Here is a 14,183-nt window from a genome sequence, read left to right on the forward strand (position 1 = left end):
TATGCTTTACCCATGGCAGCAGAGTTTGTGGCAGAACTGGCAGCTGTTGCTTGGCCAGGGGCGCCTTCATCATGCAATCTTACTGCTCGCGGTAAGAGGGAGCGGGCGCGAAGTCCTGGCACAACAGTTAGCTCAAACGGTACTTTGCCAAAATTGCGATACTGAGCCTTGCGGCGTGTGTCATAGCTGCAAGCTGTTCGCCGCCAAGACGCATCCCGATTTTCATATCATTGCCCCTCTGCAGGAAGGAAAGCAGATTGGGGTTGATGCGGTCCGTCAATGTAACCGTTGGGCAGTCGAAACGTCGCAGTTGGCCGGACAGCGTGTGATCATGATAGAGCATGCTGACGCACTTGGTGAGGCTGCGGCCAATGCTTTGCTGAAAACGTTGGAAGAGCCGCCGTCGGGATGTCAGTTTATTTTGACGGCCCAGTCTCTGGATAGTCTGCTGCCGACGATCAATAGCCGTTGTAACAAGTGGCGCCTGACTACTCCCGATGAGCAGGAAACACAGCGTTGGGTCGAACGGCAGATGATGCAAACGGTCAAACTGGAGTCGGTACGACTGAACGGTGGCGCGCCGTTGGCGACAAAACAGTTCATTGAGCAAGGGCAGGATATTCGCCACGGAAATCTGCTTGAGGCTTTGAGCAACTTTCTGCTGCCGCCTTTTACCGGTATTTATGATGTTGCCGCGCTTTGCACCGGCGAGGGAATAGTAAGCTTAAAGTGGCTTAGTTACTTCCTTGTCGATTGTATTAAACTACAGCAAGGCGTCAGCACACATTTTGTTCATAATGAGTCACTTGATAAGGTACAAGCAGTAGCCTCACAGATAAACCCGGCAGTCCTGTTGAGCCAGGTACGCAAGGCTAATGAGTTGCACCGGAAGCTGGAAAAACATACGGGTCTGAATGAAGAGCTGCTGATTGTTGAGTGGTTGACTGGCTTTATTGCCGATTAATGTAGATAAATAGAATTGAGGAAAGGATTGTGTTAGTTGATTCACATTGTCACCTGGACAAACTGGACTATGAGAAACTTCATACAGGGATTGATGATGTGTTAGCCAAAGCAAAGGCACGGGGAATTGATTATTTCCTGTCTGTTGGCGTAACCCTTGAAAGCTTCCCGGCTATGATGGAAATGATTGAGCCGCATGAGAATGTGTTTGCTTCCTGTGGTGTGCACCCATTAGATATTGAGGCTGGTTTTGACTTCGAACAATTGAAGGTGTTCGCGCAGCATGAGCGGGTGGTTGCTATTGGTGAAACAGGCCTGGATTATCATTATCAGCCTGAGCTGGCCGAGCAGCAGCAAGAAATTTTCCGCCAGCATGTACGTCTGGCGGTGGAGCTGAACAAACCTCTCATCATTCATACCCGGATGGCGCGAGAAGACACCATGCAGATCTTGCGTGAAGAAGGTGCCGAGAAGTGTGGTGGTGTCTTGCATTGCTTCACAGAGAGCCTGGAGATGGCTCAGGAAGCGATCGAACTTGGGTTTTATATTTCAATCTCGGGTATTGTCACCTTTAACAAAGCCAGCGAATTAAAGCATGTTGTTAGCAGCCTGCCGCTGGAGCGTTTGTTGGTAGAGACGGATTCTCCCTACCTGGCACCTATTCCGTACCGCGGAAAACAAAACCAGCCAGCCTATGTACGTGAAGTTGCCGAGTATATTGCCCTGCTAAAAGGGGTATCGGTAGAAGAGGTTGAAGAAATAACCTCCAATAATTTCTTCACTCTTTTTTCGCGGGCCGAACGCTAGTCGTTCGATCTTCGAACATCCAGTGAATAAAAAAGGAGCTTTTGCTCCTTTTTTTATTGCTGTTGCTTCTTCTGCTTGTTTTCTAAACAAATTAGGATGCGTTAGTTTTGTTACATGAAGAAATATTTCTTACGTAACTGAAATATAGTTACATCTTGCACTTCTCGCGAATAGTTATTATATGCCTAACTATCAATGGCTTATGGGGGTATCGTTGTTTTCCTGAGATGAGTGTCTATATCTTACTGATAGTTATGAAATTTAATTTCATTCCTTTTGGGTATTATTGATGGTTATCAAGTTTTATAAAATGTGGCATTTTATACTATTGCCGCAATAAAAAAGGAAAGTGGTGCTAGCATTATGACTACGGGGGTAGGTCGCTTGCACTGACTTGATATCTAACTAAAACAATCTCACTCAGGAGCACACTATGTTTAAGAACCTTTTTGCTAACCTGCAAAAAGTCGGTAAGGCGCTTATGTTGCCTGTATCGGTTTTGCCGGTCGCCGGCATTTTGCTGGGGGTTGGCGCTGCTAATTTTAGCTGGCTGCCAGATGTAGTCTCTCAAATTATGGAGCAGGCAGGTGGTTCTGTATTCGGTCAGATGCCGCTGCTGTTTGCAGTAGGTGTAGCATTAGGCTTTACAAATAACGATGGTGTAGCAGGTCTGTCCGCTATCGTTGGTTATGGTATTATGGCTGCGACACTGGCTGTAATGTCAACCGTGCTAGGTGTTGACAAAATCGACACCGGCGTATTGGGTGGTATTCTTGCCGGTGGTGTTGCTGCCTGGGCATTTAACCGCTTCTTCCGTATTAAACTTCCAGAGTACCTTGGTTTTTTTGCTGGTAAACGCGCAGTACCAATTATCACTGGCTTCGTCTCAATTGCACTAGGCATTCTTCTTTCTTTCATCTGGCCACCAATTGGTTCTGCAATTGCAGCATTCTCTGATTGGGCAGCAAACCAGAACCCAGTGACAGCATTTGGTATTTACGGTGTGATTGAACGCTCTTTGATCCCATTTGGCCTTCACCATATCTGGAACGTTCCGTTTTTCTATGAAGCCGGTAGTTGCACAAATAATGCTGGTGAGCAAGTCAACGGTATTATGACTTGTTTCCTGACGGCTGATGATGCATCTCGAGTTGCAGGTAACGGCTTCGGTCAGCTCGCGGGTGGTTACCTATTCAAAATGTTTGGTCTGCCAGCTGCTGCTTTCGCAATTGCTCATTGTGCTAAGCCGGAGAACCGCGCAAAAGTCATGGGTATCATGGCGTCAGCAGCGTTGACATCATTCCTGACAGGTATTACAGAACCAATTGAGTTTTCATTCTTGTTTGTCGCACCTGTGCTGTATGGTATTCACGCCGTACTTTCTGGTCTAGCATACGTGCTAACTAACTCACTAGGTGTTGTACACGGGCATACATTCTCGAATGGTTTCATTGACTTCGTAGTACAGTCGCCACGTGCGGATAACATGTTACTGTTAGTTGCACTTGGTCTTGGCTACGCGGTGCTGTATTACATTGTTTTCAGCACTGTAATTCGTACTTTAGATCTAAAAACGCCGGGTCGTGAAGACGAAGACGAAGACGTGGGTGTTGCTGCAGAAGGATCTGAGTTGGCAAAAGAACTTGTCATGGCCTTTGGTGGTAAAGATAACATTACAGGGCTTGATGCCTGTATCACGCGTTTGCGTGTGTCGGTCGCCAGCGTTGAAAAAGTTAACCAAGAACAGTTGAAGAAGCTGGGTGCTGCAGGTGTTGTGGTTGCTGGCGGTGGTGTTCAGGCAATTTTCGGAACTAAGTCTGACAACCTGAAATCAGATATGGACGAGTGGATCCGTAGTCACTAGGACGATATCAAATTATCTGATTGTAAAGGGAAGCTTCGGCTTCCCTTTTGGTATTTATTGTCTGTCCCGTCGTTAAAGCGACAGAAAGAACAACATCAGAACCGGTACCGATAGGCTGAGAATAAACCCACTGACAATTGCAATTGGTACGCAGCGGATCCCGCCACAATTCTGGATCACAGGCAGGGTGAAGTCCATTGCTGTTGCGCCGGCATAGCCAATCGCGGTACTTGGGTAACGGCTGATCATAACTGGAATCAGGCTTAATGCGATGAGCTCCCTGAGTAACTCATTGAGAAAGGCGGCACCGCCAAAAATAGGTCCCAAGCCGTCTCCCATCAATATTCCTGCCAGCGAATACCAGCCAAACCCTGATGCCATTGCGAGGCCGTGGGTTACAGGAATACCAAGGATTGCGGCTGCGATGATACCGCCAGGCAGGGAGGTCAGTACAATAATCAGCGCGATGGTCATGCCTTTTTTGTTGAGCAAGATCTGTCGTAAGGTCATCCCGCTATTGCGAAGCTGGATACCGATTAAAAACAACAGGATCAGCAAAATAACTTCGCTAGCCTGGTCGACCCAACTGAGATCAATACCAGCCAAGAGGCCGACAACCAACCCCCCGGCTACAACTAGTACCAGCTTGACTGATTCCATCATCATTTTCATGAAAGGTAGCTGGCGGTGATCTTGGCTGGTAGCCGTGGGCCAGATCTTGTCGATGATTGGTAATGCAAGTAGGTTACAGGCACTTATAGAAATAAAAAAAACAGCAGTATAGGTCAGTATTTGATTCAGGTTCTGCCCCAAATTGTCGAGCCCTGCCAGGCTCAGGCCCATCAACGCGAGGATTACCAGTACAAGACGGCTAGTCTGCGTATTAATGAATGTCAGAACTGAGTCCTTGCTGACTGGGATAAGGTATCCGATCACCAGTGGCAGGAAGATATAAAGCATCCCTGAAAACATGTGTATCCTTACGGCAAATATTTATTCAAATAAGCTACTATTTCTTAATGAGATAAGCAGCTTATCAGTATCAATAAGATAGGGTCAATACAACATGCCGGCAAAGAATTAAGCGGGATATATTTCTAGCAAAGGTAGAAATTAGAAGCCGCTATTTTTGATCACATTGCGAATTTGGAAATCAAATTCAGCCTCAGGCAAATTGGTGAGCTCGTACATGACTTCGGCACCTGCGAGATCAAGTTCGACATGATGCTCCTCGATGGCTTCGTCATTACTTTTGAATAGCAATAGGTGATTCGCCATGCGGGCAATATCCAGATAGCTAGTCTTTGAGCGCTGACCGCGATAAGGCGAGGCTGTATTGCTAGCGACTTCAAGGTAATCATCATCAAAGCCCCAGTGTTTGAGGATAATGAGGCTGACATCCTGGCAGCAATGCTCAAATACAAACTTGGCGATATCAATATCGAGGTAATTACCACTGTCCAAATAGCTCTGGTATTCGTGTACCAGGCTAAACAGACCAATATCAGCAAATAAACCAGCCAGAAGTGATTTTTCCTGCTCAACTTTTGCCGGTGTTTCCGGGTGGTTGATGAGCCCCTGACTCACAATTGCCATTGTTGCAGCGAGTTGCCGTGAACGCATTGCACTCTGTCTCAACAGGGCATTGCATCCAAGGCTGAAGCTATTTTTACGTTTAAGCTCTTCTATCGCTTGGGCAGTAATAATGTCGCGAACTCTTAAAATACCAAGTCGGCTTACTGCCGTTTGAATATCATGGCAAACGACATTACGTCGGTTAAACATCATGGTATTCGAGATTTTGACAATCGAAGCCGCCATACCGGGATCATCCAGCAATAAATCAGCCACATCACGGATGGTTGTATCTTCTTCGTTACACAGAGCGTGCAATTTAACGAGAACATCAGGAATAGGGGGAAGGGTAAGACGGTTTTGTTTGACTGCGTCTTTTACTAAAGAACAGAATTCAGATTCCAGTCCTTTTACGATTTTGTCATTCTCTGGTTTGAGCCAAAAAAAAGATACGTGTGCCATTACAACTACTAACTTGATATCGAGGTCTTTATTCTATCTTGAGCTGTAACTGATAGACAGATGTATAATATAAAAAAATTTGAAATTGTTTCTAAATGTTAGGCTTATACAAGTTCTGCGATCGGAAGGTTGTCGTTGTCTAACAATTTAAGTAAAAAGCGCACGGTAAGTTTTATATTTTCTTGGGTGAGCAACAACTGTTTGTAGTGGACTTCCAACGGGAGAATTTCAATCCATCGCTGACAGACCCAAGTAAGATTGTCGTACTCCGGCTTTGAGTACAAAGAGCCAATTTCAGGCATGGTGGCATAAAAGAGCTTCAGCTTCTCGGATAGGCACAAGGTTGCTGGCTCAATGGGAGCCGCTTTCCAGTGTGGGTAAGGCTCATAATCTGCCCGCAATAACCCATCGTCCTCTACTTTAATGGCCAATAAGCGAACCGTTTGACTGCCTTCAACCAAGATACTTAGCAACCCTCCATCTAGAGCATTGAAATCGATGATATGAACTTCGGTCGAAATGGCTGGAATTTTCTTTATTTCATCGTGTTCTTCAGACTCATTGAGCATACAAAGGGCAAAGCTTCTTTCTGATGCCAAAGATTGCTTGATCATTCGGATATATCGCTCTTCAGCAATCGTTATTTCAAGCCTTCCATTTGGCAGGAGATGGCTGGATGACGGAAAGAGTGCAATGCCTACCATGATATACCCTCCACTTATTATTTATAACCATAGTCGCGACTGACAAGAATAACGATAGTGTGATAGCGAATTGTCCCGCTGTTTTTGGGAGGTTATACGCAAAAAAAATGGTCAAATTTTGTCACTTTTAACTTAATTTGCGATAGATAATATGCAGCAAATCTCAATTTCAAATGTTCGCTGTTTCATATGTGGAAATAATTAATTCAATGTGTCATTGTCAATTTGTTGACGCATTTTGTCTTAAGTTACTTGAAATTAGACGACCAATAACGTTTAGCGGGGGGAGAAGCCTGTGCGATCGATCAAGGATGACTTATTTAATTATCTTCGCGAATTTGGCCATTATGAAAAACGTTCAATGTTTGGTGGCACCGGTATTTTTATCAAAGGTGCCATGTATGCCATATTGACAGATCAGTCGATGTTTCTGCGCGGAGGTGAAACGCTGGATACAAAGTTGGCGTCTTTTGACTGCAGTAAATTCAAACACATAAAGCGTAGTACGACAGCTGTTGTTAATTATTATGATGTTACTCGTCTGTATATTGATTACAGAGCTCAATGTGACGAATTGGTGCAAGAGTCCATACAAGTTTCAACAAAAGAAAAAGAATTTAAATCATCAGAACGGAGCAAGCGTCTGCGCGACTTGCCGAATATGCGCTTGACCTTAGAGCGTATGGTCAAGAAGGCTGGTGTCCCGGACGTCAGTAGTTTTATTTCGCTTGGTGCCGCGGAAGTTTACCGGAAAGTACGTAGCTCACATGGCAAGGATTTAGATTTAAAACTGTTGTGGATGTTTGCTGGAGCTATTGATGGTTGCCATTGGACGTTGCTGAAAGATGATCATAAAGAGCGATTATTGCGCGATATTGAATAACGCGTAATTACTACAGAGTAGGTAGTTATTGGCCACCATATTTTGGTGGCTTTTTTTATTGTAAGATAGCCGCAATATCCTGTTTTTTTATAAACCCATATGCGACTACCCAAACTGACTGGTCCGGTTCTGTCCGGGTTACATTGCTTCTTGATTGCTGCCGATCAAATGAGCTTTACTCGGGCTGCAGAAATCCTGTGCCTAACCCAAAGTGCTGTTAGCCATAAAATCAAGAACTTAGAAGATAGCCTTGGAGTGCAGCTTTTCATTCGCCAGCCAAGAAAGTTGACATTGACCGAAGAGGGCAAGCGCCTAAAAACGGTCGTCGCTCATAACTTTGGCGATATAGCCCATGAAATAAGGGATCTAAAAACACTCGAACTGAGTGGTGATTTCAATGTAGCTGTTCCTCCGACGTTTGCCCAGACATGGTTGTTGCCAAGGCTGAAGCTGTTTATCGATAAATATCCGGCTCTGCGTTTTCATCTACGTACTCGCAATGAGTTAATCGATTTTCAGACTGAAACATTTGATTGCGCAATTTATTTCGGCCACGGCAAGTATGCGGGCCTTCATTCGGTAAAGCTCATGGATGAAAGTATGATACCGGTATGCAGTCATGAATACGCGATTGCTCATGATTTGTATGGAAAACCGGAAAAGCTGAGTGTCTGTATGTTGCTTCACGATGCTGCACCGTGGGCTCGAGCGGGGCGCAATGATGAGTGGCAATATTGGGCGCAGCGACATGGCGTACTATTGCCGGAAGCCGGCTGCACTTTCGATAGAGCCGATTTGGCATTGCAAGCTGCCGAGCGAGGGATTGGCGTAGCAATGGGAAGGAAGGGCTTTATTGCCGAGATGCTTGAAGAAGAACGATTGGTTGCTCCTTTTGCCATGTCGGTACTGTCGCCGCTGAGTTATTACATTGTTTGCCGACGCGAGCAGGCATCGTCACCAAGAATTGAGGCATTTTTTGACTGGCTGAAAGTACAGGTTGACTAGCTTGTTGACGGCGATATGAGAGGTTTTACAAAGAAACAACCCCCCAGCAGGGGCTGTTTCTGTTCAAGCGCTAATTAGAGCTTGAAACGAGTCGTTAGCATAATCTGGTCGCCGTAGACTTCGTTAAAGCGTGCTTGAGCGCCAATAGAAAACAGTTCGGTTGCATGGAATCGGCCATAAACCATTCCAATTGTTTTCTCATGGTCACTAATATTTAGGTGACCAATCTGGCCGCCAACTTCTAGCTGAGGACCAAGCCACTGACGGACACCAACATTTACTTCCATACCTAGCTTCCCGCCAGAGCTGTTAAACTCGCTATTGTTCTTAGCGTTTCGTGCTTTAATCTCACCGGTAATATCAGCCCAGTTATTGATTGGTGCATGGAAGCCGACACCCAGTGCTAAATCCCAGTCGCTGTCGAATTCTGTGTCAACAGAGCCTGTAAGATGGGCATTCGGGTGGATTGATTTACTGAAACCAGCTCCATAGGTGAGAGGGCTAATACCAATACGCGCTTCAGCGTAATCGTAACTAAAGTTACTCATCGTGGTCTGGGCAGCATGAGCCGCAGAAATAGATGCCAAGATAAATCCTGTGGCAAGAAGTGTTTTACGCATGAAAGTTAGTCCGTGGAGCCAAAAGTAATGAGCCTATTTTAATGGACAAAGCAGGGCAATCATAGATTTTTACAACACTAAGTTACTTTTTTGATAAAGAACAGCGTAAAAATGTAGCAATAATCACAAAAAAATTGCGATCCTGACCTTGAATGTTGTGCTTAATTACAGGGGGTTATGTTGTATAGTTGCGGGTTGAAAGCGGGAGAAACTCCCGCTTTCATTTATTATCGAATTAGCTCGTTTCCTGAGGTTGTGCCAGCCTCGTACCGGGCAATGTTATTGAGTGTTGTGTCGGCGATATTACCGAGTGCTTCCTCGGTAAGGAAAGCCTGATGACCGGTAAATAGCACATTGTGGCAGGCTGACAGACGGCGGAATACATCGTCTTTGATGACATCATTAGATTTATCTTCGAAGAATAAATCTTTTTCATTTTCATAGACATCGATACCTAAAGAACCAATTTTCCTGCTTTTCAACGCTTCAATCGCATCCTTGGAGTTCAGCAGTTCACCACGGCTGGTGTTGATGATCATCACTCCCTCCCGCATCTTGTCAAAGGCAACGGCATTGAACATATGATGGTTTTCTTCAGTCATTGGGCAGTGGAGAGTGATGACGTCGGCTTGTCGGTAAATATCGTCCAAAGAGGTATAGGTGACGCCAAGCTCGACGGCGATAGGGTTTTCATAAGGGTCGTAGGCTAAAATATTCATGCCTAGTCCTTTGAGAATACGGATAGTTGCAATGCCTATTTTACCGGTGCCGATTACGCCGACGGTTTTACCATGGAAGTTAAACCCGGTGAGCCCTTCGAGCGAAAAATTGGCATCTCGTGTTCGTTGGTATGCTCGGTGAATCCTGCGATTCAAGCTCAGCATCAGACCCAGAGTGTGCTCGGCAATAGCCTCAGGCGAGTAGGCAGGTACGCGTACTACCTGAATTCCCAGTGTCTTGGCTGCTTCTAAATCCACCTTATCAAAGCCAGCGCAACGCATCGCGATCAGGCGAACATTGTTGTTGGCTAACTCTTCAAGGACGGCTTGACTGAGATCATCGTTAACGAAGGCGCATACGGCATCAAATCCTTGGGCCATTCTGGCCGTTTGTGCAGTAAGGCGAAATTCGAAGAAGGTCAGTTCGTGCTGATAATTGGCGTTGATGATCTCGAAAGATTTCTGATCATACTTCTTGGTGCTGAAGACTGCTACTTTCATGTGTTGCCTCTTCGGGGAACTAATTATGTGATCAACATAACATTTTCCTGTTGCCCCGAAAAGGTTTGTATGACAATTATATGTCGGAGAGTGAAAGCCGTTTATCACTGAGAGCCGTCATGATTCGACTGGTATCGAGAACTCTGGCCCATGGCATTAATTCTTTTTCATTATCAATGATATAAGTGGTTAGCTGATCAATTGCAATGTCTTTGAGCTGGTCGCCGTCCCATGGTTTGGAGATGTAATAGTCCAGGCTGGCATGGTTGACGGCCTGCACGGTTTCTTCTAATCCAGCCTGACCAGTGAGGAGCACCCTGCGTGAGTGGGTCGTTTCGGTCTGTTTCTTAAGCTCAATCAGAAAATCAATACCGGTCTCGCCCGGCATAATATGATCGCAGAGGATCAAGGCGAGAGGGATATGATCGGCAATGGTATCTGCGAGCACCTCCTTGGCTTCATCAACTGACTCTGCTGCTTCAATAATGAAATACTCTTCAAGACTACTCAGATCATGCAGCACACTGTCGAGGACTTCTCGTTCATCGTCAACGCATAGGATGAGGTATTTGTTCATATGGCCTCCTTGTTAACTCGCTCCGTGAGCGTGCGAGCAGCTTGGTAACTGCTTGTTAAATATTTAATGATTTTGATTAAGCGGCAGCGTGACTATCATCCGGGTATATTCTCCGGGTTCTGATTCGACCCGGATAGTACCGTCATGCTGGTGGATGATCTGTTGGCATACCGATAGCCCAATACCTAGCCCGAAGTTGCCTTCGCGTTTGGTGGTGTAGTTCAGCTCGAAAACTTTCTGTTGTTGCTCGAGCGGGATCCCTTTGCCGTTGTCTTCGATAACAATGTCAATTTTTTGCTGCTCCGAGTCGGGGGTGTAATGGGTCGAAATATGTATTTCTCCAGGCTCCTCGACGGCATCAAGAGCATTGGCTATCAGATTAGTCCAAACTTGCTGCAGTGCAATTGGCTGGCAATTCAATCGCGGTAGTGCCGAATATTCTTTGATTACATGGTGGCGCTTAAGGCGGTTCTCAAATATGACCAGGGTATCTTCCAATCCTTCATGCAGATCGACGGTATGTATCGTTTCGTCATCCTGGCGCGCGTAGCTTTTCAGGCTCTTGACCAGATCGGCGATTCTATGGGCGCAGACATTAATGGATCGCAGGAAATTGCCCATCTGATAATAGTTGTCCCACTCGGCCATTACAGGCTTGAGCTGTGTTTTTTGCGGGAGCAGCCAGTCATTGAGGTACTTTGGGTTATCAACTCCCATCTGAACCGCCTTGCGGGCCAGCTGGCGGTCATCCAATATCGATTCGAGTTGTTTTGCACGCTGCCGGGTTTCGGAGGTCGATAATGGACGAGATTGCATCGCCTGTTGAAGAATGTAATTGCCCCTAGTCTGGTTTTCATGACTGAGCTGAGAATCTGTGAGCTTGCAAATCGTCTGCTTTAGGGTATCGCTGCCCCTCAAAATAGCAGAAACCGGATTATTCAGCTCGTGGGCAACCCCAGCGACTAACTGACCAAGCATTGCCATCTTTTCTTTTTCGACCAGCTGGTGGTAAGCCTCGTCAAGAGATTTCAGTGTCTGCTGCAGGCGCATTTCGGTTTGAATGCTGCCCTGAAGGCGACGGTTGAAGTTACGCAGCAACAGATTGGTAAACAGAGGAAGAAGCTCACTGCGTGAGTTCATTACTTTGTTAAACAGTTGTCGATCGAGTTTAATGACATTGGTGGTATCTAGGGTCACACCGGTAGAGAAAGATGGTTCTCCGGTGACAAAAGACATACCACCGACAAGATGCCCGGGGGCAACCCTGACGACCTCGTGCTTGCTGCCGTATTCATCTTTTTTGTACAGGGCGATTTCTCCCTGGGTGATAAACCACAGAAAGTTGTTCGGCTCGCCCTCCTTGGTAAGCAGGTGCCCTTCACTATAGGTACGGCAGGCCCGGTCTTCATCGTTGCCGTTAAAGAATTCATGAAGTGCGTCCGTCACTTGGCGGGCAAGGCTGGCATCATCAATATCATTGGTATTTTGAATAAAGCCAGAACGGAAACTCGACATTTGCCTTTCGATATGGGCATTGAGGATACGGCGGTGATCGAGTATCTGGCTATAGCGCAGCCAGTCTTCTTCTGTGTGTTTGAGAACAAAGGTTGTTAGCTCCTTGAGCAGAACCTGATGTAGCTCTTTTTTGTTCCAGGGCTTGGTTAGACAGTAATGAAGGCGTCCTTCATTAACTGCTTGCATAATGGCGTCTAGCTGTGGCTTGTCATTGAGTAGTATCGATCGAGCCTGGTTGGCAACCGGGTATTGATCCAACTGAACCAGAAAATCGACGCCATTGTCACTGCCTAGCTCGTTGTCACAGATCACCATGGCGACGCGTTGGTCACTCTGTTCAATAAACTGTAGAGTGTCGTGTGCCTCCTCGATACTGTAAGCGTTGCATATGTCGAACAATGCCGAAAAGGCTGCCAGATCGTGGTTTAAGCGCTCGACAACGCTAGGATCGTCATCCAGACATACAATGACAAAATTATTCACCCTCAGACCCTTTTTTTGTTTTAGTACTTAAAGTGTACAAGAAAACACCACAATAGACTGAGAGACGGCTTACAAACCTTTGGTATTAGTCGTTGATAAATAGGGTGTATGCAACGAATATTCAGATTGGTGTGGTAGACTTATTGTTTCATCTTCAGAGACTGGGACACAAAATGTTGAAAAAAATTGGTGCTGTTGGGGGCGCGGTAGCAATCGCACTGTGCTGGCCATTTGCAACAGGGCAGATTGGTGAGAAAATCTATTTAGATACCGTTGGTAAATATGAGAATCCCTACCTAACCATCAGCAGTGAAAGCTACGATCGTGGTTATTTGAATTCAGATGCAGTGTCCCGTATTGAAATCAAAGAAGATTGGAAACCGGTGTTTGATGAAGAAGGCTTACCGACTGTTTGGTTTATTCACCACAAGGTCAGCCACGGTTTCATGGGAGTCACCTCGACCAGCGAGTTGGTGCTTGATGAAGATCTACAGCCCGTTGCCGATAAGCTTTGGGGAGAAGGGGTTTCGCCGATCAGCTTTACAACAACCACGGCCTTGACTCGCAAAACTGATTTTAACATTACGATGAAACCGGTGAGCTTCAAGAACGAGCAAGGGGCAAAGGCTGATATCAAAGCGTTTGTGCTGGAAGGGACCGTCGATGCAAAAGGGGCGGGAGAGTTCCACTATCAGCTACCTGAAGCAAAAATAACCACCACGGCGAAAGAGTCAATGGTCATGACCGGGCTTGAAGGTGGCGGCAAAGGCCTACTTGATGGCCAGTTTTGGATTGGTAGCCAGGACTTCGTAATGAAACATGTCAGCTTCAAAGACTTGATCAATGATAAAAGCGTCGAGATTGACAATGTCGTATTGGGGATGAATAACGAGCTTACTCAATCGGAACAAGCGTCAGGCCAAGCCGAGCAGCAACTGACCAATACCAACATGATGACGATTGATAAAATTGTGTCATTAGATGGCCAGGAATACCGCAACTTCAATTTTAAGCTGGCATTTTCAGATTTAAATTATCCAGCGATCAGTCGGCTGGGCAATATGGCCGATGAGATTGATGAGCAGATGTCTGAACAGCAAGCGAAAGATGCGGCACTCGCGCTTGATCTGCTGGTGGCCAAAGGGTTGAAGTTTACCATTGAAGACTTAAGCCTTGTTACGCCGAAAGGAGATGTGAGAAGTCATCTTAATCTGGTTATTGCCCCGGGAATTGCACGTGCATCTGAAAACATGGCGAAGATCTCAGAAAAACTATCGGGTGATATCAGTTTGATCCTTCCAATTAAACTGGTTGAAGACGATCCCGTTCTTTTTGAAAAAGCCACGATGATGGAGCAAGGCGGTATTGTCGAGAAAGGTGCAGACTACTACTCGTTGCAGATGCAGATTGAAGGGGACAAAATTATTCTTGCCTCTGGTGATCAGTTACCATTGGCGATGCTGATGATGTTGTTTATGTAAATCGATGTGATAAATATCTCGTTA

The 14,183-nt window shown here is 45.9% G+C and carries 13 protein-coding genes; 6 read left to right on the forward strand and 7 right to left on the reverse strand.

From position 1 onward, the window contains the following. The first annotated feature begins 1 nt into the window (after position 1). The 3 genes from holB to ptsG all read left to right on the forward strand — a co-directional run bounded on the left by holB (position 2) and on the right by ptsG (position 3,634). A complete protein-coding gene (holB, locus tag EDI28_RS01790; RefSeq protein WP_128782123.1) occupies positions 2–964 on the forward strand; it encodes a DNA polymerase III subunit delta' in 963 nt (320 codons plus the stop codon). A gap of 29 nt (positions 965–993) precedes the next feature. Further along, the gene (locus EDI28_RS01795; protein ID WP_128782124.1) at positions 994–1,770 is read left to right on the forward strand and encodes a TatD family hydrolase; all 777 of its coding nucleotides are present in this window, start codon (positions 994–996) and stop codon (positions 1,768–1,770) included. 433 nt (positions 1,771–2,203) lie between these two features. Continuing rightward, positions 2,204–3,634 carry a PTS glucose transporter subunit IIBC gene (gene ptsG, locus EDI28_RS01800; RefSeq protein WP_128782125.1) on the forward strand — a complete coding sequence of 477 codons (1,431 nt, stop codon included), beginning with the start codon at positions 2,204–2,206 and terminating at the stop codon, positions 3,632–3,634. Between the two features lie 72 nt (positions 3,635–3,706). Here ptsG and EDI28_RS01805 read toward each other — a convergent pair whose 3' ends face one another. The 3 genes from EDI28_RS01805 to EDI28_RS01815 form a co-directional block, all read right to left on the reverse strand. Next, positions 3,707–4,606, reverse strand: coding sequence for a LysO family transporter (locus EDI28_RS01805; RefSeq protein ID WP_128782126.1), 900 nt, complete (start codon positions 4,604–4,606; stop codon positions 3,707–3,709). A 141-nt stretch (positions 4,607–4,747) separates the two neighbouring features. Further along, entirely contained in the window at positions 4,748–5,671 is a 924-nt protein-coding gene (locus EDI28_RS01810) for an HDOD domain-containing protein (protein ID WP_128782127.1), read from the reverse strand. A 104-nt stretch (positions 5,672–5,775) separates the two neighbouring features. Then, on the reverse strand, positions 5,776–6,375 hold the full coding sequence (locus EDI28_RS01815; protein WP_128782128.1) for an LON peptidase substrate-binding domain-containing protein: 600 nt from the start codon (positions 6,373–6,375) through the stop codon (positions 5,776–5,778). Positions 6,376–6,670: 295 nt separating this feature from the next. Between EDI28_RS01815 and EDI28_RS01820 the strand changes: the two genes are divergently transcribed. After that, on the forward strand, positions 6,671–7,258 hold the full coding sequence (locus EDI28_RS01820; RefSeq protein ID WP_128782129.1) for a TfoX/Sxy family DNA transformation protein: 588 nt from the start codon (positions 6,671–6,673) through the stop codon (positions 7,256–7,258). A 99-nt stretch (positions 7,259–7,357) separates the two neighbouring features. Further along, the gene (dsdC, locus tag EDI28_RS01825) at positions 7,358–8,263 is read left to right on the forward strand and encodes a DNA-binding transcriptional regulator DsdC (protein ID WP_128782130.1); all 906 of its coding nucleotides are present in this window, start codon (positions 7,358–7,360) and stop codon (positions 8,261–8,263) included. Positions 8,264–8,337: 74 nt separating this feature from the next. Here dsdC and EDI28_RS01830 read toward each other — a convergent pair whose 3' ends face one another. The 4 genes from EDI28_RS01830 to EDI28_RS01845 all read right to left on the reverse strand — a co-directional run bounded on the left by EDI28_RS01830 (position 8,338) and on the right by EDI28_RS01845 (position 12,678). Then, entirely contained in the window at positions 8,338–8,883 is a 546-nt protein-coding gene (locus EDI28_RS01830) for a hypothetical protein (protein ID WP_128782131.1), read from the reverse strand. Between the two features lie 227 nt (positions 8,884–9,110). Continuing rightward, on the reverse strand, positions 9,111–10,103 hold the full coding sequence (locus tag EDI28_RS01835) for a 2-hydroxyacid dehydrogenase (protein ID WP_128782132.1): 993 nt from the start codon (positions 10,101–10,103) through the stop codon (positions 9,111–9,113). Positions 10,104–10,179: 76 nt separating this feature from the next. Beyond that, entirely contained in the window at positions 10,180–10,680 is a 501-nt protein-coding gene (locus EDI28_RS01840; RefSeq protein WP_128782133.1) for a response regulator, read from the reverse strand. A gap of 63 nt (positions 10,681–10,743) precedes the next feature. Continuing rightward, positions 10,744–12,678, reverse strand: coding sequence for an ATP-binding protein (locus EDI28_RS01845; protein ID WP_128782134.1), 1,935 nt, complete (start codon positions 12,676–12,678; stop codon positions 10,744–10,746). A 173-nt stretch (positions 12,679–12,851) separates the two neighbouring features. Here EDI28_RS01845 and EDI28_RS01850 point away from each other — a divergent pair, with 173 nt between their 5' ends. Then, positions 12,852–14,159 carry a DUF945 family protein gene (locus tag EDI28_RS01850; protein WP_128782135.1) on the forward strand — a complete coding sequence of 436 codons (1,308 nt, stop codon included), beginning with the start codon at positions 12,852–12,854 and terminating at the stop codon, positions 14,157–14,159. Positions 14,160–14,183: the final 24 nt, after the last annotated feature.

This window comes from Photobacterium chitinilyticum, assembly GCF_004104355.1.
GTDB lineage: Bacteria > Pseudomonadota > Gammaproteobacteria > Enterobacterales > Vibrionaceae > Photobacterium > Photobacterium chitinilyticum.

Excerpts from the sequence above, each read along its gene's own strand:
- holB (WP_128782123.1), top strand. The coding sequence starts at position 2 with ATGCTTTACCCATGGCAGCAGAGTTTGTGGCAGAACTGGCAGCTGTTG.
- ptsG (WP_128782125.1), top strand. The coding sequence starts at position 2,204 with ATGTTTAAGAACCTTTTTGCTAACCTGCAAAAAGTCGGTAAGGCGCTT.
- EDI28_RS01805 (WP_128782126.1), bottom strand. The coding sequence starts at position 4,606 with ATGTTTTCAGGGATGCTTTATATCTTCCTGCCACTGGTGATCGGATAC.
- EDI28_RS01810 (WP_128782127.1), bottom strand. The coding sequence starts at position 5,671 with ATGGCACACGTATCTTTTTTTTGGCTCAAACCAGAGAATGACAAAATC.
- EDI28_RS01815 (WP_128782128.1), bottom strand. The coding sequence starts at position 6,375 with ATGGTAGGCATTGCACTCTTTCCGTCATCCAGCCATCTCCTGCCAAAT.
- dsdC (WP_128782130.1), top strand. The coding sequence starts at position 7,358 with ATGCGACTACCCAAACTGACTGGTCCGGTTCTGTCCGGGTTACATTGC.
- EDI28_RS01830 (WP_128782131.1), bottom strand. The coding sequence starts at position 8,883 with ATGCGTAAAACACTTCTTGCCACAGGATTTATCTTGGCATCTATTTCT.
- EDI28_RS01835 (WP_128782132.1), bottom strand. The coding sequence starts at position 10,103 with ATGAAAGTAGCAGTCTTCAGCACCAAGAAGTATGATCAGAAATCTTTC.
- EDI28_RS01840 (WP_128782133.1), bottom strand. The coding sequence starts at position 10,680 with ATGAACAAATACCTCATCCTATGCGTTGACGATGAACGAGAAGTCCTC.
- EDI28_RS01850 (WP_128782135.1), top strand. The coding sequence starts at position 12,852 with ATGTTGAAAAAAATTGGTGCTGTTGGGGGCGCGGTAGCAATCGCACTG.